This window comes from Kineococcus rubinsiae (assembly GCF_011839805.1).
GTDB classification, from domain to species: domain Bacteria; phylum Actinomycetota; class Actinomycetes; order Actinomycetales; family Kineococcaceae; genus Kineococcus; species Kineococcus rubinsiae.
The window spans coordinates 354915-380535 of record NZ_VWPY01000001.1; the positions used below are offsets into that span (position 1 = coordinate 354915).

A 25621-nucleotide genomic window follows, 5' to 3' on the forward strand; every position below is an offset into this window, starting at 1 on the left:
TCGCCCCTCCGCCGTCAGCCGGCCGTCGCGGCGAGCGCGACGTTCAGCTCGAGGACGTTCACGTGCTCCTCGCCGAGGAACCCCGCGGCCCGCCCGGACGTGTGCGCGGCGACCAGCCCCGCGACGACCGTCAGGTCGAGGCCGCGGGCCCGCGCGACGCGCGCCACCTGCTCCTGCGCGTACGCCGGCGAGATGTCCGGGTCGAGCCCGCTGCCGGACGCGGTGAGCGCGTCGGCCGGGACGGACGCGGGGTCGACGCCGTCGGCGGCGGCCACCGCGGCCCGCCGCTCCGCCACCGACGTCGCGAGGTCGGTGCTCTCCGGCCCGAGGTTGGAGGCGCCGGAGGCCAGCGGGTCGTACCCGTCGCCCGCCGCCGAGGGCCGGGGCGCGAACCACTGCGCGCCCGTGAACTGCTGCCCGATCAGCGCCGACCCGACGGGCCGGCCGTCCACGCGGACGACCTGCCCGTCGGCGCGCTCGGGCACGAGCCGGCCGACGGCGTAGACGACGCCGGGGTAGACCAGGCCGAGCAGCGCGGTCATGGCCACAAGCAGGACGAGGCCGGTGCGCGCCTGGCGCACGAGAGCGGTGAGCGAGGCCGTGGGAGCCCCGCCGTTCTCCGTCGAACCCGCGGGTTCGAGGGTGGCGGTGCTTGCGGTGGAGGACATGTCAGCCGATCCCCGGGATGGTCGAGACGAGCAGGTCGATGAGCTTGATGCCGACGAACGGGACGAGGACGCCGCCCAGGCCGTAGACGAGGATGTTGCGGCGCAGCAGGGCGGCGGCGCTGGAGGGCCGGTAGCGCACGCCCCGCAGGGCCAGCGGGATCAGCGCCACGATGACGAGGGCGTTGAAGACGATCGCCGAGACGATGGCGGACTCGGGCGTCGCCAGCCGCATGACGTTCAGCCGGTCCAGCTGCGGGAACGTCGTGACGAACATCGCCGGGATGATCGCGAAGTACTTGGCGACGTCGTTGGCGATGGAGAACGTCGTCAACGCCCCACGCGTGATGAGCAGCTGCTTGCCGATCTCCACGATCTCGATGAGCTTGGTGGGGTCGGAGTCCAGGTCCACCATGTTCCCGGCCTCCTTGGCGGCCGAGGTGCCCGTGTTCATCGCGACGCCCACGTCGGCCTGGGCCAGGGCGGGGGCGTCGTTGGTGCCGTCGCCCATCATGGCCACGAGCCGCCCGCCGGACTGCTCCTGGCGGATCAGGGCGAGCTTCTCCTCGGGCGTGGCCTCGGCGAGGACGTCGTCGACGCCGGCCTCGGCGGCGATGGCCCGGGCCGTGCGCTCGTTGTCGCCGGTGACCATGACGGTGCGGATGCCCATGGCGCGCAGCTGCTCGAAGCGTTCCCGCATGCCCTCCTTGACGACGTCCTTGAGGTGGACGACGCCGAGCACGCGGGCCTGGCCGCGGACGGACTCGGCCACGACGAGCGGGGTCCCGCCCGCGGTCGAGACCTCCTCGACGCACCGGCCGACCTCGGCGGGGACCTCGCCGCCCTCGGCGCGCACCCACCGGGTGACGGCCGCGGCGGCGCCCTTGCGGACCTGGCGCACGCCGTCGCCCGCCGTGGGCAGGTCGACGCCGCTCATGCGGGTCTGCGCCGTGAACGGCACGAACGTCGCACCCGGTAGCTCGCCCTCGGCGCGGGCGCGCAGCCCGTGGTGCGCCTCGACGAGCACGACGATCGAGCGGCCCTCGGGGGTCGCGTCGGCGAGGCTGGACAGCTGCGCCGCGTCGGCCAGCTCGGCCTCGTCCACCCCGGGGGCGGGGAGGAGCTCGTGCGCCTGGCGGTTGCCGAGGGTGATGGTGCCCGTCTTGTCCAGCAGCAGCGTCCCGACGTCCCCGGCGGCCTCGACGGCCCGCCCGGACATGGCGAGCACGTTGCGCTGCACCAGCCGGTCCATGCCGGCGATGCCGATCGCGGACAGCAGGGCCCCGATCGTCGTGGGGATGAGGCAGACCAGCAGGGCCACCAGGACGACGACGCTCTGCGGGCGGCCGGAGTAGACGGCCATGGGCTGCAGCGTGACCACGGCCAGCAGGAACACCAGCGTGAGGCTCGCCAGCAGGATGTTCAGGGCGATCTCGTTGGGCGTGCGCTGGCGCGCGGACCCCTCGACCAGGGCGATCATCCGGTCGACGAAGCTCTCGCCCGGCTTGGCGGTGATCCGCACGACGATGCGGTCGGACAGGACCGTGGTCCCGCCCGTGACCGCGCTGCGGTCACCGCCGGACTCGCGGATGACCGGTGCCGACTCCCCCGTGATGGCGGACTCGTCGACGCTCGCGACGCCCTCGACGACGTCCCCGTCGCCGGGGACGGTCTGCCCGGCCTCGACGACCACCAGGTCGCCCGGGCGCAGCTCGCTGGAGCGGACGTTCTCCTCCGCGCCGCAGCCGGGCGGGAGCCGGCGGGCGCTGGTCTCGGAGCTGACCTTGCGCAGGGACGCGGCCTGCGCCCGGCCGCGGCCCTCGGCGACGGCCTCGGCGAGGTTGGCGAACACGACGGTGATCCACAGCCAGACCACGATGACCCAGGCGAAGACCGACGGGTCGCTGACGGCGAGGACGGTGGACAGCGCCGCCCCGACGGCCACGACGAACATGACGGGGGTCTTCACCAGGTGGCGCGGGTCCAGCTTGCGCAGCGCGTCCGGCAGCGACGCGACGAGCTGGCGGGGGCTGAAGGCCCCGCTGGCGACGCGGTGCGGCGCAGCGGTTCCGGCCGGCTCCGAGGGGCCGGCGGGGGTGGAGGTGCCGGGGAGGGTGGGCGTGCTCATGCGAGAGCCTCTGCGAGGGGTCCGAGGGACAGGGCGGGGAAGAACGTGAGACCGGCGACGACGAGGACGACCGCGGCGTGCAGGCCGGCGAACGTGACCGAGGACGTCGGGAGCGTGCCCGTGGTGGCGTCCGCGGGCCGCTGCCGGGCGAACGCCCCGGCCAGCGCCAGGACGAGGAGCAGCGGCACGAAGCGGCCGAGCAGCATGGCCAGGCCGAGCGCGGTGTTGTAGAAGGGCGTGTTCGCGCCGAACCCGGCGAAGGCGCTGCCGTTGTTGTTGGCCGCCGAGGCGAAGGCGTACAGCAGCTCCGAGAGCCCGTGCGGGCCGGAGTTCAGCATCGCCGAGCGGGTCGACGCGCCGGACAGCGCGACGGCGACCCCGACGAGCAGGGCGAACGGCGTCGCGAGGATGTACAGGGCGACGAGGGTGATCTCGCGCTGGCGGATCTTCTTGCCGAGGTACTCCGGCGTGCGGCCCACCATGAGGCCGCCCAGGAACACCGTGAGGATCGCGAGGACGAGCATCCCGTACAGGCCGGAACCGACCCCGCCGGGGGTGACCTCGCCGAGCATCATGTTCAGCAGCAGGGCGCCGCCGCCGAGGGCGGTGTAGCTGTCGTGGAAGGAGTTCACGGCGCCCGTGGACGTCATGGTCGTCGAGGTCGCGAACAGCGCCGACGCCCACTCGCCGAAGCGGACCTCCTTGCCCTCCATCGCACTGCCGACGGCCTGCGGCACGGTGCCGAGCGCGTGCGTCTCGGCCCACGTCGTGACGGCCAGGGACGCGCCCCACAGCCCGCCCATGACCGCGAGGATCGTGAGGCCCTGCCGGTGGTCGCCGACCATCGTGCCGAACGCGCGGGGCAGGCTGAACGGGATGACCAGCAGCAGGAACACCTCGAGGAGGTTCGAGACGGCGTTCGGGTTCTCGAACGGGTGGGCGGAGTTCGCGTTGAAGAAGCCGCCGCCGTTGGTGCCGAGCTCCTTGATCGCCTCCTGGGAGGCGATCGGCCCGCCGACGATCGTCTGCGACCCGCCGGCCAGCGTCGTGTACTCCGTCGCACCGGTGAGGTTCTGCACGACGCCGGTCAGGAGCAGCAGGACGGCCGCGAGGAGCGCGAGCGGGAGCAGGACGCGCACGGTCGAGCGGACGAGGTCCACCCAGAAGCTGCCGATCGTCGACGTCCCCCGGCTGACCAGGCCGCGCACGAGGGCCACGGCGACGGCCAGCCCGACGGCCGCGGAGAGGAAGTTCTGCACGGTGAGGCCGGCCATCTGCACGAGGTGACCGAGGGCCGACTCCCCCGAGTAGGACTGCCAGTTGGTGTTGGTCACGAAGGACACGGCGGTGTTCCACGCCTGCGTCTGCTCCATCGCGCCGAACCCGAGCGAGAGCGGCAGGAAGCCCTGCAGACGCAGGAACGCGTACAGCAGCAGGATCGAGACGGTCGAGAAGCCGACGACGGACAGCGCGTAGGTGGGCCAGCGGGTGTCGGCGTCGGCGTCCACGCGCAGCAGGCGGTACGCGGCCCGCTCGACGCGCAGGTGGCGCGACGAGGTCATCGTGCGGGCGATGTGGTCGCCCAGCGGCACGTGGACCGCGGCGAGCAGCAGGAGCAGGAGGCCGATCTGCAGGAGACCGGCCGCCGTGTCGGACAGGGAGCCGGCGTCGGACAGGGAGCTCACGACGCCTCAGAACCTCTCGGGGCGCAGCAGGGCGAGCAGCAGGTACCCCGCGAGCAGGACGGCGAGGACGAGGCCCACGGCCTCACCCGCGCTCACCGGCGTTCCAGCGCGCGGACGAGCAGCGTCGCGACCAGCGCGAGCACGAGGGTGAGGGCGACGAACCCGAGGTCGAGCACGGGGACTCCTGGGGAGGGGGTGGACGGTGGCACGTCCGGAGTCCAGCACCGCGGGACCCCCGCCCCGTCCGTCTTGACGCCCCCCTGACGCGGGCACCCCGTTCCTTGACGCGTCCTTGACGCGTGGACCGCCGCCCCCCGGGTAGGAGCGGCCCGTGGACGAGATCCAGGACCCCGCACCGGACAGCGCGATGGCCACCGGCAGCGACGCCGGGGAACCGGGTGGTCCCGGCCCCGGTGACTCCCCCGGCGGGGACGCGCCTCACGTCGAGGCCTCGCCGCAGGCCGGCCTCTCGGCGGACGACGACGCCCCGCTGCCCGCCCTGACGCCGCGGGACGGCGCCGACGGGGACCCGGCCGACGGCCTGACGCCGTCGTTCCGGGAACCTCCCGCCGACGCCTGAGCCCACCTCTCGACCTCGTCGTCGCCGACCGTTGACGCGTCCGGACGACGGTCGTAGTCTCGGCAATCGATTATCGATCAGAGGAGCGACGATGCTCGCAGCGCGCTACGTCAGCGCCCGCACCGTGGAGGTCGGCCCGGCCGACACCGCGCCGCCGGCCGCCGGTCAGGTCCAGGTCGCCCCCGCGTTCACCGGGGTCTGCGGGACCGACCTGCACATCTTCCACGGGGACATGGACCAGCGGGTCTCGCGTCCCGCCGTCATCGGCCACGAGGTGTCCGCGGTCGTCGCGGCCGTCGGCGAGGGCGTCGAGGGCTGGGCGGTCGGCGACCGCGTGACCGTCATGCCGCTGGCCTGGGACGGCACCTGCCCCGCGTGCCTCGCCGGGAACCAGCACGTCTGCCAGCACCTCGACTTCATCGGCATCGACTCCCCCGGCGGCCTGCAGCAGCGCTGGAACGTCCCCGCCTCCACCCTCGTCCGGCTACCCGACGGGCTGTCGCTGCGCGACGCCGCCCTGGTCGAGCCGACCGCGGTGGCCGTGCACGACGTGGGACGCGCCGGCGTGCAGGCCGGGGAGACGGTCGTCGTCGTCGGCGCGGGGCCGGTCGGCCTGCTCATCGCCCTCGTCGCCACCAGCACCGGCGCGGACGTCCGCGTGGTCGAGCTCGACGCGCACCGGCGCTCGGTCGCCGCGGGCCTCGGGCTGCAGACGCTCGACCCGCGCGAGCAGGACGTCGTCGCCGCGGTCGAGGAGTGGACCGGGGGCGCCGGCGCGGCCGTAGCCTTCGAGGTGTCCGGCGCCGCCGGCGGCGTCACGACCGCCGTCGACGTCCTGGGGGTCCGTGGGCGCCTCTGCCTCGTGGCCATCCACCCCACGCCGCGCGAGGTGAACCTGCACCGGTTCTTCTGGCGGGAGCTGACGCTCATCGGCGCCCGGCTGTACGAGCGCAGCGACTTCGAGCGGGCCGTCGAGCTCGTCGCCTCGGGAGCGGTCCCGGCCGACACCGTGATCTCCCGCGTCGTGCCGCTGGCGCAGGCCGCGGACGCGTTCGCCGCCCTCGAGGGTGGCGCGGGCGTCGTCAAGGTCCTCGTCGACTGCCGCGAGGACACCGGAGCGCCCCGTGGCTGACGCACCGGCGAACCCGTTCGACCTCACGGGCCGGCTCGCGGTCGTCACGGGCGCGCGCCGCGGCATCGGGTTCGCGATGGCGACGGCGCTGGCCGCCGCCGGCGCGGACGTCATCGGGGTGAGCGCGCAGCTGGAGGACGGTAGCGAGGTGGAGCAGGCCGTGCGCGGGCTCGGCCGCACCTTCGAGGGCCTGCGCGTCGACCTCTCCGACCGCGCCGCCACGACGCAGCTCGCCGCCGACCTCGCCGCCCGCGACCGCCCCGTGGACGTGCTGGTGAACAACGCGGGCACCATCCGCCGGGCCCCCGCGGCCGAGCACCCCGACGCCGACTTCGACCACGTGCTCGAGGTCAACCTGGCCGCCCCGTTCGTGCTGGCCCGCGGCCTCGGCGCCGCGATGCTCGCCCGGGGTTCCGGCAAGGTCGTGTTCACGGCGTCGCTGCTGAGCTTCCAGGGCGGCATCAACGTCCCCGGCTACACCGCCGCGAAGTCCGCCGTGGCCGGGCTCACCCGGGCCCTGGCCAACGAGTGGGCGGGGCGCGGCGTCAACGTCAACGCCATCGCGCCCGGCTACGTCGCCACCGACAACACCGAGGCCCTGCGCGCCGACGCCGCCCGCAGCGCCTCGATCCTCGAGCGCATCCCGGCCGGGCGCTGGGGCACCGCCGACGACCTCGCGGGCGCCACCGTCTTCCTGGCCTCGCGCGCCTCGGACTACGTCCACGGCGTGGTCCTGCCCGTGGACGGCGGGTGGCTCGGCCGGTGAGGACGCGAGAGGCTCCACCCCGGTGCGGGGGTCCCCGCACCGCAGGTCACGAGATCGGAGAACCGTCGTGAAGCTGGTGCGCGTGGGTCCCGCGGGCCGTGAGGTGCCCGCCGTCCTGACCGACGACGGTCGCCTGCTGGACGCCTCGGGCGTCGTGGCCGACATCGACGGCGCGGCGCTGTCGCCCGAGGGGCTGGCCGCGATCGCCGCCGCCGTCCCCGGGCTGCCGGAGCTGCCCGCCGCGGAGCACCGCTTCGGCGCCCCGATCGCGCGCCCGGGCAAGGTCGTGTGCATCGGGCTGAACTACGCGCTGCACGCCAAGGAGTCCGGCGCGGACATCCCGGGGGAACCCGTGGTGTTCCTCAAGACGACGGACACGGTCGTCGGCCCCCACGACGAGGTGCTCGTCCCGCGCGGCAGCACCAAGACCGACTACGAGGTCGAGCTGGCCGTCGTCATCGGCCGCCGGGCGCGCTACCTCGCCGACGCGGACGAGGCGCTCGCGTGCGTGGCCGGCTACGCCGTCAGCAACGACGTGTCCGAGCGGGAGTTCCAGCTCGAGCGCGGCGGCCAGTGGGACAAGGGCAAGAGCTGCGAGACGTTCAACCCGCTGGGCCCCTGGCTGGTCACGGCCGACGAGGTCCCCGACCCGCAGGCGCTGCGGCTGTGGCTCAGCGTCGACGGCCAGGTGCGCCAGGACGGCGGGACCTCCGACATGGTGTTCGGCGTCGCGGAGATCGTCCGCTACCTGAGCCAGTTCATGGTGCTGGAACCCGGTGACGTCATCAACACCGGAACCCCGGCCGGGGTGGCGCTGGGCCACCCGGAGCCGAAGCCGTACCTGCGCGCCGGCCAGGTGGTCGAGCTCGGGATCGACGGCCTCGGCGTGCAGCGCCAGGTGGTGGGGCAGGCGTGAGCGGCGGGGACTTCAGCGGTCTCGCGGCCCTCGTCACGGGGGGCGCGTCGGGCATCGGCCGGGCGACCGCCCTCATGCTCGTCGCGCGCGGCGCGCGCGTGGCCTCGCTCGACCTGCGCCCCGCCGAGGAGACGCCAGGGATCGTGGAGGTCCTCGCCGACGTCTCCGACGACGCGTCCGTGCGGGCGGCCGTCGGGCGCGCCGCCGCGGAGCTCGGTGGTCTCGACGTCGTCGTGAACAACGCGGGCGTCGGGGCGCGCGGCACCGTGGAGGACACCGAGGACGACGAGTACCGGAAGCTGTTCGAGGTCAACGTCCTCGGCATCGTCCGCGTCAGCCGCGCCGCCATGCCGCACCTGCGGCGCTCCGAGCACGCGGCCATCGTGAACACCGGCTCGATCGGCGGCTGGACGGGCCTGCAGCAGCGGGCCGCCTACGACGCCTCGAAGGGCGCGGTGCACGGTCTCACCCTGTCGATGGCGGCCGACCACGTGGGCGAGGGGATCCGCGTCAACGCCGTGGCCCCCGGCACCGCGGACACCCCGTGGGTGCAGCGGTTGCTCGCCAGCGCACCCGATCCCGAGGTCGAGCGCCGCTCCCTGGAGGCGCGCCAGCCGCTCGGCCGCCTCGTCTCCGCCGACGAGGTCGCGCACGCCATCTGCTACCTCGCCTCCCCGCTGTCGGGTTCCACCACGGGAACCCTGCTCGGCGTCGACGGCGGTTCGCACAGCCTGCTCATCACCCGCTGATCCCCCCAGGAGCCCCGATGTCGACGACGACGCTGCCCACGCGGACCCTGCCCACGTCCGGGCTCGAGCTGACGGAACTCGGCTTCGGCGCCGCCGTCATCGGCAACCTCTACCGCGAGACGTCCGACGAGGACGCCCGCGGTGCCGTCGACGCGGCGTGGGAGGCGGGCATCCGCTACTTCGACACGGCCCCGCACTACGGGCTCGGCCTGTCGGAGCGGCGGCTCGGCGCGGCCCTGGCCGGGCGCCCGCGCGACGAGTTCGTGCTCTCCTCCAAGGTGGGTCGCCTCCTGGTCCCGAACGAGGAGCCGACGGAGCAGGACACCGAGGGGTTCGCCGTCCCGGGCGACGTGCGGCGGGAGCTCGACTACAGCCGCGACGGGGTCCTGCGCTCGATCGAGGCGACGCTGCAGCGCACCGGGTTGGACCGGATCGACGTCGTGTACGTCCACGACCCGGACGAGCACTGGCGGCAGGCCGCCGACGAGGCCCTGCCCGCGCTCGCGGAGCTCCGCGACCAGGGGGTCGTCGGGTCGATCGGGGCCGGCATGAACCAGTCCGCCATGCTCGCCCGGTTCCTGCGCGAGACCGCGGCGGACGTCGTCATGCTCGCCGGGCGCTACACCCTGCTGGAGCAGGACTCCCTCGACGACGTGTTCCCCGCGGCCGAGGAGAGCGGCGGCAGCGTCGTCGCGGTCGGCGTCTTCAACTCCGGTCTGCTCTCGCGCGACCGGCCCGCGCCGGGGGCGAAGTTCGACTACGCGGACGCTCCCCCGGAGCTCCTGCGCCGCGCGCACGCCATCGCCGACGTGTGCGAGCGGCGCGGCACGACCCTGCCCGCCGTGGCCGTGGCGTTCCCGCTCGCCCACCCCCGCGTCGTCAACGTGACCCTGGGCATGCGGACCGCCGACCAGGTGCAGCGCAACGCCGGGCTCGTGACCCAGACCGTCCCGCCGGCCGTGTGGGAGGAGCTGCGCGCCGAGGGCCTGCTGCGCGAGGACGCCCCGGTCCCCACCGCCTGAGCGCTCAGCCGCGTGGCACCCGGGTGCGGGCGGGCGGACCCTCCGGGGCGCGCACGACGAGGTGGCGCTGCGCCGCGGCGTAGGCCAGCACGTCCGCCAGCAGCACGCGGCGGTGGGTTCCGGGCTGGGTGTACGGCAGCGCGCCGCTCTCCAGCAGCCGCACGAGCGTCGGCCGGCTGACGCCGAGGACGTCGGCGGCCTCCTGCGTCGTGAGCATGGCCTCGTGCGGGGTGAGGGTCACGGCCTCGCCGTGGGCGAGGGCGGTGACGAGGACCCGCAGCGCCCCGGCGAGCTCGGCCGGGACCGCGGCCGAGTGCCGGCCGGCCCGCAGGACGAGGGCGGCGGAGGGGTTGCCGCGCAGCAGGTCGGCGAGGTCGTCGAGCCCCTCGAGCTCCGGGCGGACGGTCACCTCGGCACCGTGCGGGGCAGGCGTGGAGGACACCTCGCGACGGTAACGCAGCCGTCTCGAATCGAACAAGACGAAAACCGCCGGTACAGTGGGGACGAACCGACCTGCCCCCCGACGTGAGGACCGGCCGTGCTCGCTCTGCTCGTGCTCCACACCGTCGCCGCGCTGGTCGCCGTCCCCCTGGTGCGGCTGCTGGACCGGCGCGCCTTCCCCCTGCTCGCCCTCGCCCCCCTGGCCACGACGGTCTGGGCCGCCGTGCAGGGACCCGCCGTGCTCGACGGTCGCGGCCCCGTCCAGGTGGTGCCCTGGGTGCCCTCCCTCGGCGCGGAGCTCGCGTTCCGCCTCGATCCGCTGTCGTGGGTGCTGACCCTGCTCGTCGGGGGCGTCGGCGCGCTCGTGCTCGTCTACTGCGGCGGCTACTTCCCCGCCGGCGACCCCCGCACCGCCCGCTTCGCCGCCGTGCTGACGGGTTTCGCCGGCGCCATGACGGGGCTGGTGCTGGCCGACGACCTGGTGCAGCTCTACGTGTTCTGGGAGCTCACGACCGTCTTCTCCTACCTCCTGATCGGCCACGACGCCGCGAAGCGGACGGCGCGGCGGGCCGCGACGCAGGCACTGGTCGTCACGACGTTCGGCGGGCTCGCGATGCTCGTCGGGATGGTCGTGCTCGGGCAGGCGGCCGGGACGTACCGCGTCTCGGAGGTGCTCGCCGCGTTCCCCACCGGCACGGGGGCCACCGTCGCCGTCGTCCTCCTGCTCGCGGGCGCGCTGTCGAAGTCGGCGCTCGTCCCCCTGCACTTCTGGCTGCCCGCCGCGATGGCGGCCCCCACGCCCGTCAGCGCCTACCTGCACGCCGCGGCCATGGTGAAGGCGGGCGTGTACCTCGTCGCCCGGTTCGCCCCGGCCGCCGCGCAGCTGCCCGCGTGGCAGGTCACCGTCCTCGCCCTCGGCCTGACGACGATGCTGCTCGGCGGCTACCGCTCGCTGCGCCAGCACGACCTCAAGCTGCTGCTCGCCTACGGCACGGTGAGCCAGCTCGGGTTCCTCGTCGTCCTCGTCGGTGCCGGCACGCGCGCGGCGATGCTCGCGGGCACCGCCCTGCTCGTCGCCCACGCCACGTTCAAGGCCGCCCTGTTCCTCGTGGTCGGGATCGTCGACCACCAGACCGGCACCCGCGACCTGCGGGAGCTGTCCGGGCTGGGTCGCCGGATGCCGCTGCTGGGCGCGGTCGGGACGGTCGCCGCGCTGTCGATGGCGGGCGTCCCGGTCACGGTGGGGTTCGTCGCCAAGGAGGCGGCCTACGAGGCGTTCCTGCACGAGCGGCCCTGGGTGCTCGCCGTCCTGGTCGCGGGTTCGGTCCTGACCGCCGCCTACTCGGCCCGCTTCGTGTGGGGGGCGTTCTGCCGCAAGCCGGGTGTGGCCGACACCACCGCGGCGCGCCCGGGTGCGGCCCTGCTCCTCCCGCCGCTGCTGCTGGCCGCCGCGACCCTGCTGCTGGGGCCCCTGTCGGGGTTCCTCGACGTCCCCGCCGCGCTCGTCGCGCAGCAGCTGCCCGACGACGGGGAACCGCTGCAGCACCTGGGGCTGTGGCACGGGTTCACCCCCGCCCTCGGCCTGACGGCCCTCACGCTGGCCGCCGCGGCCGCGCTGTTCCTGCTGCGCGAGCGCGTCTCGCGGGCGCAGGACCGCGTTCCCGTCGTCGCCGACGCGGACCGCGCCTACCGCCGCACCGTCCGCGTCGTGGACCGGATCGCGGTCGAGGTTACCGGCGCCACCCAGCGCGGGTCGCTGCCGCTCTACCTGGCCTCGATCCTGCTCGTGGTGGTCGTCGTGCCCGGCGGGGCGCTGGTCTGGAACCGGCCGTGGCCGGCCGACGTCGTCGTGGCCGACAGCGCGGGGCAGGTCCTCGTCGGGGCCGTCGTGATCGCCGCCGCGGTCCTCACCGTCCGCGCGCGGCGGCGGCTGCGGGCCGTGCTGCTGGCGGGTGTCACGGGGTACGGCACGACCCTGCTGTTCGTCCTGCACTCCGCCCCGGACCTCGCGCTCACCCAGGCGCTGGCCGAGACCCTCACCCTGGTCGTCTTCGTGCTGGCGCTGCGGCGGCTGCCCCCGCACTTCTCCGCCCGGCCGCTGCTGACCTCGCGCGGGGTCCGCGTCGGGATCGGCGTCCTCGTCGGGGCCTGCACCTCCGCCTTCGCCCTCGTGGCCGCCGGGGCCCGCGTCGCGGTGCCGACGTCGGTGGACCTGCCGCAGTGGGCCTACGACTACGGCGGTGGCCGGAACGTCGTCAACGTCACCCTCGTCGACGTCCGCGCGTGGGACACCATGGGCGAGATCTCCGTCCTGCTCGTCGCCGCCACCGGCGTCGCGAGCCTCGTGTTCCACCGCCGTCGGAGTCCGGGCGCCGTCGCCGCCGCTCCGCCCGAACCCGCGCCGGAGCGGGTGTCCGGCGACGGAACCGTCTCCCCCGAGCGCCGCTCGGTCGTGTTCGAGGTCGTCACCCAGCTGACGTTCCACGCGGTCGTCGTGTTCTCCGTCTACCTGGTGTTCGCCGGGCACAACGCGCCCGGCGGGGGCTTCGCCGGCGGGCTCGTGGCCGGGCTCGCCCTCGTCGTGCGCTACCTGTCCGGCGGGCGCCGCGAGTTCGACACCGCCGTGCCCATCAGCGCCGGCTGGCTGCTCGGGCTCGGCCTGTTCCTGTCCGCCGGCACCGGCCTGGTCGGGATCCTGCTGGGGGGCAACGTCCTGCAGACCGCGATCATCGAGTGGGACCTGCCTGTCCTGGGGCACGTGAAGCTCGTGACGTCGCTGTTCTTCGACGTGGGGGTGTACCTGCTCGTCCTCGGTCTCGTGGTCGACGTCATCCGCAGCCTCGGCACCGAGGTGGACCGCCAGATCGAGGAGCACGACGAAGCAGACCCGTCCGACGACGACGTCCCCGAGGAGGCGCTCGCCCGATGAGCCCCAACGTCACCCTGGTCCTGGTCTCCGGCGTGCTCGTCGCGTGCGGGGTCTCCCTCCTGCTGGAACGCACCCTCACCCGGGTCCTCGTCGGCGTCGTGCTGCTCGGCAACGGCGTGAACGTGCTGTTCCTCGTGGCCAGCGGGCGCCCCGGAGGTGCGCCGATCCTCGGCGTCAGCGAGGCCGCGGACATGAGCGACCCGCTGCCGCAGGCGATGGTGCTGACCGCCATCGTCATCACCCTCGGGATGGTCGCGTTCGTGCTCGCGCTGAGCTACCGCAGCTGGCAGCTCAACGGTCACGACGAGGTGCAGGACGACGTCGAGGACCGCCGCATCGTGCGGCGCGCCGAGCTCGACGAGGCCTCCGCCAGCTACGACGACGACACCCGCGACACCCCCGAGCCCCGGGCCGTCCCGGGGCACCGCGACACCCCGCCGCTCGCGGACGCGCTGCGGCCCGACGACTCGGAGGCCGTCGGCCGTGGTTGATCCCGCCACCCTCGTCGAGGGCACCGCCGAGTGGGCCCGCGTCCTGCTCCCGCTGCCCGTCGTGCTGCCCCTGTTCGGCGCCGGGCTGACCCTGGCGCTGGCGCACCGGCCCCGGGCCCAGCGCACCATCAGCGTGAGCGTCCTGTCGATCGTGCTGGCCGCGGCCGTGACGATGCTGGTGCTCACCGACCGCGGCGCCGGCACCTACTCCGTCGACGTCGGCGGGTGGCCCGCGCGCCTGGGCATCCCGCTCGTGGCCGACCGCCTCTCCACGCTGATGCTCGTGGTCAGCTCGCTCGTCACGCTCGCCGTCCTCGTGTACTCCCTCGGCCAGGGCGTCGCCGACGGCGAGCGGGGCACCCCCGTCTCGATCTACCACCCGACGTACCTGGTGCTGTCCGCCGGCGTCTCCAACGCGTTCCTGTCCGGGGACCTGTTCAACCTCTACGTCGGCTTCGAGATCCTCCTCGTGGCCAGCTACATCCTGCTGACGCTGGGCGGGACGCGAGCCCGCGTGCGGGCCGGCACGACGTACGTCGTCGTCAGCCTGCTCTCCTCCATGATCTTCCTGACGGCGATCGCCCTGATCTACGCCGCGACGGGCACGGTGAACATGGCCGAGCTGTCGGTGCGGCTGCAGGAGATCGACCCGGACGTCCGGCTCGTCCTGCACCTGCTGCTGCTCGTCGGGTTCGGCGTGAAGGCCGCAGTGTTCCCGCTCTCGGCGTGGCTGCCGGACAGCTACCCGACGGCGCCCGCCCCCGTGACCGCGGTGTTCGCCGGGCTGCTGACGAAGGTGGGCGTCTACGCGATCATCCGGGCCGAGACGCTGCTGTTTCCCGGCGGCGAGGCGGACCGGCTGCTGATGTGGGCGGCGCTGGCGACGATGCTCGTCGGCATCCTCGGGGCGATCGCCCAGAGCGACGTGAAGCGGCTGCTGTCGTTCACCCTGGTCAGCCACATCGGGTACATGGTGTTCGGGATCGCGCTGGGCAGCGCCGCCGGGCTGTCGGGCGCGGTGTTCTACGTGGCCCACCACATCACCGTGCAGACGACGCTGTTCCTGGTCACCGGGCTCGTCGAGCGGCACGCGGGCAGCACGAACCTCGACGCGCTGGGCGGTCTGGCCCGGCGCGCGCCGCTGGTGGCCGTCCTGTTCTTCGTGCCCGCGATGAACCTCGCCGGCATCCCGCCGTTCTCCGGGTTCCTCGGCAAGCTGGGGCTGCTGCAGGCCGGCGTGGACGACGGGAGCCCGCTGGCGCTCCTGCTGGTCGCCGGCAGCGTCGTGACGAGCCTGCTGACCCTCTACGCCATCGCGAAGGTGTGGAACCGCGGGTTCTGGCAGGAACCCCCCGCCCCCGAGGACCGGCCCGTGCGCGAGGACGGCGACGTCGGCGGTGGCGTGACCACGGCCGTGACCGTGGGCGAGCGGACGTCGGCGACCCTGCTGGCCCCGACCGCGGGCCTCGTCGTCGTCGGGGTCGCCCTCACCGCGATCGCCGGGCCGCTGTTCGGCGTCAGCGACCGCGCCGCGGCGGACCTGCTGCAGCGCACGCCGTACACCTCCACCGTCCTGCACGACCGGGTGCCGGAGGTGGGCCGGTGACCCGGATCCCGGTGCGCGAGCGCGTCAGCCTGCCGCTGCTGACCGGGCTCGTCGTCCTGTGGCTGCTGCTGTGGGGCGACGTGTCCTGGGCCAACGTCCTGTCCGGCCTCGCCGTCGGGCTGCTCGCGACGCTGGTCCTGCCGCTGCCCGCGCTGCGGGCCCCCGTGCGGCTGCGGCCGCTGCGCGTCCTCGCGCTCCTGGCCCGCTTCGCCGTGGACCTGGTGCGGGCCAGCGCGCAGGTCGCCTGGCTCGCCGTGCGGCCGGGGCAGCAACCCCGCAACTCCGTCGTCGGCGTCCCCCTGCACAGCGGGTCGGACCTCTTCGTGGCCGCGACGGCCCAGCTGACGTCCCTCGTGCCCGGCAGCGTGATCGTCGAGATCGGGCCGCGGCCCGGGGAGGAGCAGCCGGTGTGGATCTACGTGCACGCGCTGGGTGTCGCGGACCCCGCGGCGCGGGACCGGGCGCGCGCCGCGGTGCGCGCTACCGAGCGCCGGGTCGTCCGGGCCTTGGCGACGCGCGACGCCCTGGCCTCCTACGAGGAGCGCTGCCGCGCCGCCGACGTCGCGGATCGTCGCGAGGAGGCCTCCCGGTGAGCGTCGTGGTCGGGACCTGCCTGGCGATGCTCACGGTGGCGGCCGCGCTGGCGCTGCTGCGCGTGGCGCGGGGGCCGACGATGCTGGACCGCGTCGTCGCCCTCGACATCATCGTCGCCGTCGTGGTCATCGCCCTGTGCGTGGAGGCGGCCGTGAACCGGCACGCCACGACGCTGCCCGCCATCGTCGTGCTGTCCCTCGTCGGGTTCCTCGGCGCGGTGTCGATCGCCCGCTACGCGGCGAAGGAGGAGGAGCGGTGAACGGTTCCACCGTGCTCGACGTCGCGTCCGCCACCTTCCTGCTGCTCGGGTGCCTGCTGACCCTGCTCGCCGCGGTCGGGCTGCTGCGGCTGTCCGACGTCCTCGCGCGGCTGCACACCGCGGCCAAGCCCCAGGTGCTCGGCGTGCTCCTCGCCCTGCTCGGCGTCGGCCTGCAGCTCACCGACGACGCCGACGTGGCGATGCTGGTCGCGATCGGCGTGTTCCAGCTGCTCACCGTTCCCGTGGCGGCGCAGCTCGTGGGCCGGGCGGCCTACCGCTCGGGTCAGGTGGACGTCTCGCAGATCGACGCCGACGACCTCGCCGACCGTCTGGCCGAGGAGGAGCACGACCGCGGTCACACCGGCGCGTGACCGCCCGCGGTGAGGCCCAGTGCCTGCGCCACACGGTCCACCGAGTCCCGCTCGGACCTCCCGCGGTCGACCTCCTCGACGGTCAGCCCCAGCAGTCGTGCCTGCCGGCGCAGCTCGTCGGTGAACATCCGGTCCCGCGTCAGCAGGTTCTCCAGCGCACGCGCCGGAGCGCTCGTGCGGCCGGCGATCTCCCACAGCCCGCCGCGGGACGCCAAGGCCGCGCGCCGGAACTCCGGGGTGGGCAGCAGCCACACCGCCTGGCGCGGAGCGCTCAGGAGCGGCGCCACGAGCGCCGGCAGCAGCCGGAAACCCTCGACCAGGACCACCCGGTCCGTCGGGAGAGCCAGCAGGTCCTCCACGACAAGCCCGAATCCCTCGCCCCCGAACCAGGGGAACGTCCGCAGCATCTCCTCCGGCGTCCGGAGCAGCCACCGCTCGTCCGTGCTCATCGCGGAGAAGGCCTCGAGGTCCGGGCAGTCGCCCGGGGGGCAGCGTTCCGCGTGGTCGGTCAGGTGCGCGTCCGTGGCGTAGACGACCAGGTCGTGCTCGGCGACCAGCCGGCGGGCCACGGTCGACTTTCCGGCCCCGCTGCCTCCGCCCAGCCAGCGGACGTGGCGCAGGCGGCGCGCCAGGTCGAGGGCGGACCCGTCGTGCCCGTCGATCCTCGACACGCTGGCCTCCCGCCGTCTCGCCGGCGGCCGCGCACCGCGCCGGGACTCCAGATCGTACTCACCGGTCACAGAACTGGCTCTGGTTGCGAGGCAGCGGTTCCCGTAGACTCGTACACGTGTTCGAACCTGCTGCGCTGCCCGCACCCGACATCCTCCCGGGTGCTCGGGACGCCGCGCTGGTGGACCTGCTGATCACCCTCGACCGCGAACGCTGCCGCCTCGACGCGCTCGGGTTGCGAGCCGTGGAGGAACTAAGGCAGCGGCGCGTCGCAGAGCACCCCGGTCTCGCTGCGGCCGACGAGACCGATCTCGTACAGCTCACCGGGGAGCAGGTCCTCGCCTCCGAACTCTGCGCGGCCCTGCGCATCGCGGACGCCACCGCCGCGCAGCGCATCTCCACCGCCCGCACCCTGACCGAGGAGCTGCCCGCGACGCTCGAGGCCTACGCCGCGGGCGACCTGCACATCGGACACGTGAAGGCCGTCCTGGCCACCAGCGAGCTGCTTGCGGAACGAGTCGTCGACGGCGACGGGAACGACCAGGACCCGCTCTACGCCGACGACGCGCTGCGCCGGGCCCGCGCGGAGCTGGAGAAGACCTGCCTCACCGGTCCCGAGGACCTGTCCGTGCGGCAACTCCGACGCCGCCTGCGCCGGACGCTGGCCCGGCTCTCCTCGCGACACACCCTGCGCACGAGAGTGACGCGCGAAGCGGGTCAGTTCGTCCGCATCGACGTCTGCGACGACGGGCTCACCGCGCACCTGTCCGGACCGCTCCCCCTGACCGAGGCACTGCGGCTCGACGCGTTCCTGACCGGCTGCGCCGACGCCACCAACCCGGAGAACCCCCGCGGCATCGACGGCGAGGGCCGCTCCCACGCCGCCCGGCGGGTCGACGCCCTCCTCGACCTCAAAGCCGGCAGCGGAACCTCCCCGTCGATGCACGTCAACGTCACCGTCGCGGCCACCACCCTGCTCGGCCTGGACGACGAACCTTCCGAGGTCGTCACCCCTACTCTCGCGCTCAGCGTTCCCGCGGAGGTCGCCCGCGACCTCGCGGCCTGCGGGACCTGGCGGCGGATCCTCACCGACCCGGCCGGGAACGTCGTGGACGTCGGACCCCGCACCTACAAACCGTCAGCGGCCACCGCTCGCAGGGTTCGAGCCCGTGACTCGACCTGCATCTTCCCCGGCTGCACCCGACCAGCGCAGAACTGCGACCTGGACCACGTGATGCCTCACGCGCGGGGCGGACCCACGACGGTGGAGAACCTGGCGCCGGAGTGCCGGCACCACCACCGCCTCAAGACCCACACCCGCTGGCAGGTCGAACCCCTGCCCACGCGCGGCTGGCGGTGGACCTCACCCACCGGTCACACCTACGACACGAACACCGACCCACCGCCCTACTGACCTGCGGCTCCTAGGCCGGGGCGCGACCACCGGACCCTCCACGTCGACCAGCGCCCTTCGGTAGCGTCCCGTCGTGCCGAACCGCCCGCCGACCGCTCAGGCCGCCGTCCTCATCACCGGCACGGTGGGTTCCGGCAAGACCACGACGGCCTGGGCGGTCGCGGACCTGCTCCGCCACGACCGCGTCCCGCACGCGGTGATCGACGTCGACGCCCTGCGCAGCGCGTGGCCCAGCCCGGACGGCGACCCGTTCCACCTGGAACTGGCGCTGAGGAACCTGCGCGACGTCGCGCGCCACCACCGGGCCGCCGGCGCCGAGCGCCTCGTCCTCGCGGACGTGCTCGAGGACCCGTCCGTCCGGGCGCGGTACGAGGAAGTCCTGGGCGTTCCCCTCACGGTGTGCCGCCTGCGCGTCGACCTGGCGACCGTCGCGGCGCGCCTGCAGCGGCGGCACGCGGACGACCCCGCGGGCCTCGACTGGCACCTGCGGCGCAGCGGCGAGCTGGACGGGATCCTCGACGCGGCGGGCATCGGGGACGTCGTCGTCCCCGTCGCCCGGGTGACACCGCCGCGGACGTCGCGCGGGCCGTGGTCCGCGCCCTGGGCTGGGCGTCGACGGCCGGCTGATCCGGGTGGCGCTGTCTCAGTCCGAGGCCACGAGCGCCCGGCGCACGGCGGTCGCGAGCCCGCGGCGGCGCCGCTCGTGCACCGCCTCCGGGTCCTGCGCGCCGGCGGCGATGAGGATGCTGGCCGGGCTCCAGGTCATCGCCATGGCCACGACGAGCGACAGCACGTCGGCGGGGTCGAGGCTCGCGTCGACGTGACCGGCCTGCTGCGCGGCGGCGACCGTCGCCACCTTGGGGGCGCTGTGGTCGACACCGTCGGCGAACAGGTCGCCGCTCGGGTGCCGCTCGAGCCGGGCCCACGTGGCGAGGCGCACCACCTCGGGGTGCTCGAGGTAGGCGTCGTAGAGCGCGGTCGCGTAGCCCGGCAGGTCCGCGCCGTCCAGCGGGGCCGCGTTGACGATGAGGTCGAAGTGCTCGGCCAGCACGGCGTCGAAGAGGCCGTCCTTGCTGCCGAAGAACCCGTACATCTGCGCCTTGTTCGACCGGGCGGCGGCCGCGATCCGGTCCACGCGCGCGCCCGCGATCCCGTGGGCCGCGAACTCGTCGGTCGCCGCGTCCAGCAGTCGTCTCCGCGTCGCCGCCGCATCCCGCACCGGGTCAGCCTAGCGACGACCGACCGGTTGGTTGCTCCATAGCGGATCCCCGCGTACGGTCACTACCAACCAGTCTGTTGCTTCGTCTCCGAGACCCTGGAGCCACCATGCGCACCGCGACCGCCTACCAGGCCGACGCCGCCGACGCCCCGCTCCACCCGACGCCGATCACGCGGCGGGAGCTGCGCGACGACGACGTGGCGGTCGCCGTCAGCCACTGCGGCGTGTGCCACAGCGACCTGCACGCCCTCCACGACGCCGGCGGCGCGTTCCCGCTGGTCCCGGGCCACGAGTTCGTGGGCCACGTCAGCGCGGTCGGCCGCGCGGTGTCCGGCTTCGCGGTCGGGGACGCCGTCGCGGTCGGCAACATCGTCGACTCCTGCGGGGAGTGCGACATGTGCGGCGCGGGGCAGGAGAACTACTGCCGGGAGTTCCCGACCCTCACCTACGGCGGCCGCGACCGCCACGACGGGACGACCACGGACGGCGCCTGGTCCACCGAGCACGTGGTCCGCGACCGCTTCGTCCACCACCGCCCCGCCCACCTCGACCCGGCGGGCGTCGCGCCCCTGCTGTGCGCGGGCATCACCGTCTGGGAACCGCTGCAGCGCTGGGGAGCCGGGCCGGGGACCCGCGTGGGTGTCGTCGGCCTCGGCGGGCTCGGGCACCTCGCCGTCAAGCTCGCCGTCGCCCTCGGGGCCGAGGTGACGGTGTTCACCACCACCCCCGCGAAGGCGGCCGACGCGACCGCCCTGGGCGCCCACCGCACCGTCGTCTCCACCGACGCCGACGCCATGGCCGCGGCCGCGGGGTCGTGCGACCTCGTCCTCGACTGCGTCTCCGCGCCGCACGACCTCGCACCGCTCCTGCGCGTGCTCGCCCTCGACGGCACGCTCTGCTCCCTGGGGCACCTCGGGCCGGTCACCGTGGAGACCCTCGACCTGCTCGTCGGCCGCAAGTCCCTGGCCTCCGCGGGCAGCGGCGGCACCCGCCACACGCAGGAGCTCCTCGACTTCTGCGGTCTGCACGGCAGCACCGCCGACGTCGAGGCGCTGCCCTCGGCGCAGGTGGGCACGGCCCTCGAGCGCCTCGGGCGGGGCGACGTGCGCTACCGCTTCGTCCTCGACCTCTCCGACCTGCCCCGCCCGTGAGGGCTGCGCTCGCGGCGGCCCGGGAGGACACTGCCGGGATGGACGCCGCGAGCACCGCCGACCCGCGCAGCCGCTTCCGGACCCTGCCGGCGGGGATCCGCCTCGAGGACACGGTCGAGAGCCACGACCCCCTGCCCCCCGCCGACCCGACGATGGGGCGCGACCCCGACCAGGACTTCCTGCTGCGCAACGCGGGCTGACTCCTGCGGCGGGCGCCGCATCAGTCGTCGACGACGACCATCGCGTGCCCGTCCGTCGTGGTGACCCGCACGCTCGCCCGGCCGTCGGCCCACGTGACGTCCAGCTCCTCGCCGGCCGGCTCCAGGTGGACCCGGGAGGGCCGGGACCCGGTGCGCAGCGACACCTCGACCCCGACGAGCGGGAACGCGTCGTGCACCAGGTCGAGCTCCGGCGTCTCGCGCGAGGACACGTAGCTCAGCAGGTGGACCACCGTGGCCGACGGCGCGCGCACCACCGTCGTCTCCAGGTGGCGGGGGCCGCCCGCGCGCACCAGCGGGTCCGGGAGCACGGCGTCCAGCGCCTCGCCGAGGAGTTCGCGGTGCTGCTCGTGGCCGTGCGCCGCGAACGCCTCGAGGAGGTTCGCCGCGACCGCGACGAGGCGGTCGCCGACGGCCACGAGGACGTCGTCGGTGACGGCACCCACGGGCGCGTACGCGTGCCCGCTGAACGTGTCCCAGTTCCGGTCCACGTACGGCAGCGCCACCGTCGCGAGGACCTGCGCGCCGGGCCGGGCGGTCGCGCGCTCCGGGCGCACGGGCAGCACCACGTCGGCCTGCAGCCCGTCGGCCCAGGGACCGTCGCGGTGCACGAACACGACCGGGTGCTCCGACGGGCCGTGCAGGTCCACCGGGAGGTTCGCCAGCGCGGGCTCGCCGTCGCTGCCGCGCAGCGCCGCCCCGACGAGCACGACCGCGCCGCCCCCGGCGTGGAAGGCCTCGAGCGCCTCCCGCACCTGCGGCGTGACGACGGTGCTCTCCCCCACGACGACCACGCGGTACGCCGACAGGTCCGACGACGGCGGGACCACGTCGAACTGCTGGCGCAGCTGCTGCAGGGCGCGGACCGCACCCGTGCCGCTCGGGCCGGGCGCGTCGCCCAGCTCCGGGTCGACGAGGAGCGCGACCTCGGCGACGGCGACACCACCGGCCACGAACGGCTCGCAGTCGCGCACGTGGCGGAACGCGTGCCCGATCCGCTGGTAGGCGGCCGGTGACGGGACCCCGCGCGGCGGCAGGACGTCACCCACGCCGTTGGTCAGGCCCAGCGACAGGATCTGGCTGCACTCGTAGTCCATCGCGGCCTGCGGCTTGAAGCCCCCGTTGTCGCCCCAGCTCTCGTGGAAGCGGCCGGTGTGGCTGAGCGTCGGCAGGCCGAGCGGCCGGACGAAGCGCGCGACGTAGGGCAGGTACGTGTAGCCCCACCCGCCGGTCGGCAACCCCTCCACCTCGACGTGGCGCAGGAGGCGGTGCTCCTCGGCCAGGTTCGTCTTCGGCCGGGAGTTGAACCAGACCCCCTGGACGGCGTCGTCGGGCAGGGCCTTCTCGACGAGGTCGCGGTAGCGGCGCATGTACTCCAGGGCGTTGCGGCGCGCGTACCTCGCGCGGTCGCGGGCGTCCGTCGGCTCGAGCCCGGCCCGCCGCATCCCGTCGTGCGCCCACCGGGAACTGCTCGGCTGGTCCCAGCACATGTCCAGGAAGACGCCGTCGACGGGCGCGAACCGCCGCACGACCGCCTCGATCTGCTCGGCGAGGTGGTCAGCGTAGGGGCTCGACATGTCCAGCACGTGCCAGCCGGCGGTGTAGGCGGAGCCGCCTCGCTTGACCATGCGCTGCTCGTCGTCCAGCGCCACCCACCCGGGGTGCTCCCGCGCGGCCCACTCGTCCACCTGGACGCTGAGGTAGATCGGCGCCCGGATCCCGGCCGCGTGCAGCGCCTCGACCTGCCCCGCGAGCAGGTCGAGGTCGGGCGCGAGACCGGGGTGCCGCTCGGGACGGGCGGTGTCGTAGTAGAGGTGGCCGTGGTGGCACTTGGCGAACACCGTGACGCTGTCGACGGCCGCGTCGACGAACGGCTGCGCGAAGGTCGCGGGGTCGAAGTCGGCGCCGATGTCCGGGATCAGCGGCCCGTTGTGGAAGTCCAGGTGGACGGTGCGGCGCGGGAAGGCGGTGGTCGGGTCTGGCACGGCGGGCCTCACGGGGTTTCGGTCGGCGGGCCCGGCGCGGGCGGCGGCCGCCGGGCGGGAGGTCGAGGGCAGCAGCGCCCAGACCTCCGATGACTCCATCCAACATCCCGGGCACGCGGCGGCGCAAGCGTCGGCCGCCGTCCGCGACCAGACCGTGACCAGGGGGATCGACACGAGAGGGCTTGGACTCGATGAATCGTTGCGCCGCAGCAGGTCTCGTCCAGGAAGGTGACCACGCTCTCAGCGGCCTGCTCCTGAGCCGGGGGAACGGCACCGGCAGATCGTTGACAGCTCCTCGCGCCGGTGGTCCACTCTGACATCTGAGGTGCTCAGCCTCAGGCCGCCGCGCCCCGGTCGTCCGGGGGCGGATGACAACGACGTCATCGAGGAGCGAGATGTCCGTCTCCAGCAGTTCCGCCTTCAGCCGCCGCCGGCTCCTCGGCATGACCGGCGCCTCGGCCGCCGCGCTCGCCCTGGCCGCGTGCGGGGGCAGCGACAGCGGCGGTTCGTCCTCGGACGGCGCCCTCACCTGGTACATGTGGTCCGGCTCCAACGCCGAGGCCGACGCGTGGAAGTACGTCGGCGACCTGGTCACCAAGGCCGACCCCACCACGAAGATCACGTTCCAGACCAGCACGTTCAACGACTTCTGGACGAAGCTCACCTCGCAGGCCGCGAGCGGCAAGTCCGCCGACATCGTCGGCATGCAGGCCCAGCGCACCCCGCAGTTCCAGCAGCTGCTCGTCCCGCTCGACGACAGCCTCGCCGCCATGGGCGTCGACGGCTCCGAGTTCGACAGCAAGATCTACGACGGCATGAAGGTCGACGGCAAGCTCGTCGCGCTGCCCTACGACTTCGGCCCCTCGGTCATCTTCTACAACCGCACGGCGTTCCAGGCGGCCGGCCTGCCCGAGCCCGCGATCGGCTGGACGCAGGACGACTTCATGACGGCGGCCAAGGCGCTGACCAAGGACAGCTTCTACGGGTACAACGCGGGCAGCGTGATCGACGGCGTCGTGCCGTGGGTGCTCAGCCAGAACGGCGTCGCGGCGGTGAACGACGCCGGCGACCTGGACGTGGACAACGACGCGTGGAAGCAGACGCTGCAGTGGTACGCGGACCTGATCACCAAGGAGAAGGTGGCCGCCCCCGTCCCCTCGGCCAACAGCTCCGCGGCCGCGACCAACCAGTTCCTGTCCGGCAACGCCGCGATGACGATCGACGGCCCCTGGAGCCTCATCAACGCCCGCGCCACGGCGAAGTTCGAGGTCGGCATCGCCCCGATGCCGGCCGGCGCCTCGGGCTCCAAGACGGTGACCGCCGGCTCGGGCTTCGGCGTCTCGACGTCCTGCAAGGACCCGGAGCGGGCCAAGAAGGCCGTCGCCGTCCTGACCGGCGTCGAGGCCGAGACCTACCTCGGCACCCAGGGCCGCGCGTTCCCGTCGCGCACCGCCCAGCAGACCGCCTGGTACGAGGGCAACCAGCTGCAGAGCGCGAAGGACGTCATGGACTTCTCGATCGAGAACTCCGTGCCCTTCCGCACGACGGCGAAGTGGACCCAGGTGAACGACACCTTCAGCCGCTACGCGGTGTCGGCGTTCAACGGGGACAGCACGGTCGCCGACCTGGTGAGCCGCGTGCAGGCGCAGAGCAAGTGACGCACGGGCCGGCGGGGAGGAGGACGTCGTGGCGGTGACCGCACCCATCGTCGTGGGGGGTGACACGACCGCGACCGCGCGCGGCGGTCCCTCCCACGGCTACCGCAAGGGCGACGGCAGGTCCGCCATCCCCTTCCTGACGCCCGGGGCCATCGGGTTCCTCGCGTTCACGCTGTTCCCCGTCTTCGCCTCGCTGGCCATGAGCTTCTTCGACTGGCCGGTGCTGGGCTCGCCCAGCTTCCTGGGGTTCGGCAACTACTCCGAGCTCCTCAGCGACACCACGTTCCGCACGGCGCTGGTCAACACCCTGGTCTTCGTCGTGCTGTACGTGCCGATCAACATCGTCCTGTCGCTCGGCCTGGCCGCCTGGATCTCCCCGCGCATCAAGGGCCGCCGCTTCTACCGGGTCGTGTTCTTCGTGCCGGCCGTCACCCCGATCGTCGGCAACGCGGTCGTCTTCAGCCTGCTGCTCACCCCCAACGGGCTCATCGACTCGACCATGAAGTCGCTCTTCGGGGTCGGGGCGCCCAACTTCCTCGGCTCGACGTCGTGGGCGCTGCCCGCGGTCGTGATGATGTCGGTGTGGCAGGGCTTCGGCTACAACCTGCTCGTCTTCTCGGCGGCGATGGACGCGGTGCCGCCCAGCCTGACCGAGGCGGCCTCCATCGACGGGGCCGGGACGGTGCGGCAGTTCTTCAGCATCGTGCTGCCGCTGCTGTCCCCGTCCATCTTCTTCGCGACCGTCCTCACGCTCATCTCCTCGTTCCAGGTGTTCACGCAGGCCTACGTCCTGACCGGCGGCGGCCCGGGCTCGAGCACCACGACGCTCGTCATGTACCTGTACCAGTCGGGCTTCCAGTTCTTCCGGCTGGGCTTCGCGTCGGCGGTGGCCTGGGTCCTCTTCGTCATCATCATGTTCATCACCGGGCTGCAGTTCCTCGCCCAGAAGAAGTGGGTGCACTATGACCAGTGA

26 protein-coding genes are annotated in these 25621 nt (G+C 74.0%); 17 read left to right on the forward strand and 9 right to left on the reverse strand.

Features of this window, described 5'->3' with window-relative positions:
* Positions 1-14 precede the first annotated feature (14 nt).
* Genes kdpC through kdpF form a run of 4 tightly spaced genes read right to left on the reverse strand, consistent with a single transcriptional unit; the run spans position 15 to position 4574 of the window.
* Positions 15-668, reverse strand: a complete 654-nt coding sequence (kdpC, locus tag F1544_RS01685) for a potassium-transporting ATPase subunit KdpC (protein WP_167581237.1) — start codon at positions 666-668, stop codon at positions 15-17.
* Position 669: 1 nt separating this feature from the next.
* Entirely contained in the window at positions 670-2793 is a 2124-nt protein-coding gene (gene kdpB, locus F1544_RS01690; RefSeq protein ID WP_167581239.1) for a potassium-transporting ATPase subunit KdpB, read from the reverse strand.
* A complete protein-coding gene (gene kdpA / locus F1544_RS01695; RefSeq protein ID WP_167581409.1) occupies positions 2790-4451 on the reverse strand; it encodes a potassium-transporting ATPase subunit KdpA in 1662 nt (553 codons plus the stop codon). The genes kdpB and kdpA overlap by 4 nt, the downstream gene beginning before the upstream one ends.
* A gap of 33 nt (positions 4452-4484) precedes the next feature.
* The gene (kdpF, locus tag F1544_RS26035; RefSeq protein ID WP_167581241.1) at positions 4485-4574 is read right to left on the reverse strand and encodes a K(+)-transporting ATPase subunit F; all 90 of its coding nucleotides are present in this window, start codon (positions 4572-4574) and stop codon (positions 4485-4487) included.
* A gap of 235 nt (positions 4575-4809) precedes the next feature.
* On the opposite strand from kdpF, the gene F1544_RS01705 reads away from it, so the two are divergent.
* The 6 genes from F1544_RS01705 (at position 4810) to F1544_RS01730 (ending at position 9643) form a co-directional block, all read left to right on the forward strand.
* Positions 4810-5058, forward strand: a complete 249-nt coding sequence (locus tag F1544_RS01705) for a hypothetical protein (RefSeq protein WP_167581243.1) — start codon at positions 4810-4812, stop codon at positions 5056-5058.
* A gap of 91 nt (positions 5059-5149) precedes the next feature.
* Positions 5150-6190 carry a zinc-dependent alcohol dehydrogenase gene (locus tag F1544_RS01710; protein ID WP_167581245.1) on the forward strand — a complete coding sequence of 347 codons (1041 nt, stop codon included), beginning with the start codon at positions 5150-5152 and terminating at the stop codon, positions 6188-6190.
* Positions 6183-6956 (forward strand): SDR family oxidoreductase, encoded by a 774-nt coding sequence (locus F1544_RS01715; protein ID WP_308469825.1) that lies wholly within the window; start codon positions 6183-6185, stop codon positions 6954-6956. Before F1544_RS01710 ends, F1544_RS01715 begins: the two co-directional genes overlap by 8 nt.
* Positions 6957-7023: 67 nt before the next feature.
* Positions 7024-7872: a fumarylacetoacetate hydrolase family protein gene (locus F1544_RS01720; protein ID WP_167581247.1), complete on the forward strand. Its 849-nt coding sequence runs from the start codon at positions 7024-7026 to the stop codon at positions 7870-7872.
* Entirely contained in the window at positions 7869-8621 is a 753-nt protein-coding gene (locus F1544_RS01725; protein ID WP_167581249.1) for an SDR family NAD(P)-dependent oxidoreductase, read from the forward strand. Before F1544_RS01720 ends, F1544_RS01725 begins: the two co-directional genes overlap by 4 nt.
* Before the next feature lie 17 nt (positions 8622-8638).
* Positions 8639-9643 (forward strand): aldo/keto reductase, encoded by a 1005-nt coding sequence (locus F1544_RS01730; RefSeq protein WP_167581251.1) that lies wholly within the window; start codon positions 8639-8641, stop codon positions 9641-9643.
* 4 nt (positions 9644-9647) lie between these two features.
* Here F1544_RS01730 and F1544_RS26040 read toward each other — a convergent pair whose 3' ends face one another.
* Positions 9648-10085, reverse strand: a complete 438-nt coding sequence (locus F1544_RS26040) for a helix-turn-helix domain-containing protein (protein ID WP_208971051.1) — start codon at positions 10083-10085, stop codon at positions 9648-9650.
* A 96-nt stretch (positions 10086-10181) separates the two neighbouring features.
* On the opposite strand from F1544_RS26040, the gene F1544_RS01740 reads away from it, so the two are divergent.
* From F1544_RS01740 to mnhG, 6 genes are read left to right on the forward strand one after another with little or no spacing between them, the layout of a single operon-like run.
* Positions 10182-13013 carry a Na+/H+ antiporter subunit A gene (locus tag F1544_RS01740; RefSeq protein WP_167581253.1) on the forward strand — a complete coding sequence of 944 codons (2832 nt, stop codon included), beginning with the start codon at positions 10182-10184 and terminating at the stop codon, positions 13011-13013.
* Positions 13010-13504, forward strand: a complete 495-nt coding sequence (locus tag F1544_RS01745) for a Na(+)/H(+) antiporter subunit C (RefSeq protein WP_167581255.1) — start codon at positions 13010-13012, stop codon at positions 13502-13504. The genes F1544_RS01740 and F1544_RS01745 overlap by 4 nt, the downstream gene beginning before the upstream one ends.
* Positions 13497-15110 (forward strand): Na+/H+ antiporter subunit D, encoded by a 1614-nt coding sequence (locus tag F1544_RS01750; protein WP_308469826.1) that lies wholly within the window; start codon positions 13497-13499, stop codon positions 15108-15110. Before F1544_RS01745 ends, F1544_RS01750 begins: the two co-directional genes overlap by 8 nt.
* Positions 15107-15703, forward strand: coding sequence for a Na+/H+ antiporter subunit E (locus F1544_RS01755; RefSeq protein WP_167581256.1), 597 nt, complete (start codon positions 15107-15109; stop codon positions 15701-15703). The genes F1544_RS01750 and F1544_RS01755 overlap by 4 nt, the downstream gene beginning before the upstream one ends.
* On the forward strand, positions 15700-15963 hold the full coding sequence (locus tag F1544_RS01760) for an MrpF/PhaF family protein (protein WP_167581258.1): 264 nt from the start codon (positions 15700-15702) through the stop codon (positions 15961-15963). The genes F1544_RS01755 and F1544_RS01760 overlap by 4 nt, the downstream gene beginning before the upstream one ends.
* Complete coding sequence (mnhG, locus tag F1544_RS01765; RefSeq protein ID WP_167581260.1) at positions 15960-16334, forward strand: monovalent cation/H(+) antiporter subunit G; 375 nt, start codon at positions 15960-15962, stop codon at positions 16332-16334. Before F1544_RS01760 ends, mnhG begins: the two co-directional genes overlap by 4 nt.
* On the opposite strand, the gene F1544_RS01770 is transcribed toward mnhG, so the two are convergent.
* Positions 16319-17005: an ATP-binding protein gene (locus tag F1544_RS01770; protein ID WP_208971052.1), complete on the reverse strand. Its 687-nt coding sequence runs from the start codon at positions 17003-17005 to the stop codon at positions 16319-16321. The two genes, mnhG and F1544_RS01770, sit on opposite strands and share 16 nt — an antisense overlap.
* A gap of 116 nt (positions 17006-17121) precedes the next feature.
* Here F1544_RS01770 and F1544_RS01775 point away from each other — a divergent pair, with 116 nt between their 5' ends.
* On the forward strand, positions 17122-18417 hold the full coding sequence (locus F1544_RS01775) for an HNH endonuclease signature motif containing protein (RefSeq protein ID WP_167581262.1): 1296 nt from the start codon (positions 17122-17124) through the stop codon (positions 18415-18417).
* A 10-nt stretch (positions 18418-18427) separates the two neighbouring features.
* Here the strand turns inward: F1544_RS01775 and F1544_RS01780 are convergent, their stop codons facing one another.
* A complete protein-coding gene (locus tag F1544_RS01780) occupies positions 18428-18871 on the reverse strand; it encodes a hypothetical protein (protein WP_167581264.1) in 444 nt (147 codons plus the stop codon).
* Between the two features lie 189 nt (positions 18872-19060).
* On the reverse strand, positions 19061-19636 hold the full coding sequence (locus F1544_RS01785) for a TetR/AcrR family transcriptional regulator (protein ID WP_167581266.1): 576 nt from the start codon (positions 19634-19636) through the stop codon (positions 19061-19063).
* Positions 19637-19743: 107 nt separating this feature from the next.
* Here F1544_RS01785 and F1544_RS01790 point away from each other — a divergent pair, with 107 nt between their 5' ends.
* Positions 19744-20787 (forward strand): NAD(P)-dependent alcohol dehydrogenase, encoded by a 1044-nt coding sequence (locus F1544_RS01790; RefSeq protein WP_167581268.1) that lies wholly within the window; start codon positions 19744-19746, stop codon positions 20785-20787.
* A 38-nt stretch (positions 20788-20825) separates the two neighbouring features.
* A complete protein-coding gene (locus F1544_RS01795) occupies positions 20826-20987 on the forward strand; it encodes a hypothetical protein (protein WP_167581270.1) in 162 nt (53 codons plus the stop codon).
* Between the two features lie 20 nt (positions 20988-21007).
* Here the strand turns inward: F1544_RS01795 and F1544_RS01800 are convergent, their stop codons facing one another.
* Positions 21008-22990 carry an alpha-L-fucosidase gene (locus tag F1544_RS01800; protein WP_167581272.1) on the reverse strand — a complete coding sequence of 661 codons (1983 nt, stop codon included), beginning with the start codon at positions 22988-22990 and terminating at the stop codon, positions 21008-21010.
* A 395-nt stretch (positions 22991-23385) separates the two neighbouring features.
* On the opposite strand from F1544_RS01800, the gene F1544_RS01805 reads away from it, so the two are divergent.
* Both F1544_RS01805 and F1544_RS01810 read left to right on the forward strand, forming a co-directional pair.
* Positions 23386-24648, forward strand: coding sequence for an ABC transporter substrate-binding protein (locus tag F1544_RS01805; protein WP_167581274.1), 1263 nt, complete (start codon positions 23386-23388; stop codon positions 24646-24648).
* A gap of 28 nt (positions 24649-24676) precedes the next feature.
* Entirely contained in the window at positions 24677-25621 is a 945-nt protein-coding gene (locus tag F1544_RS01810; RefSeq protein WP_208971053.1) for a carbohydrate ABC transporter permease, read from the forward strand.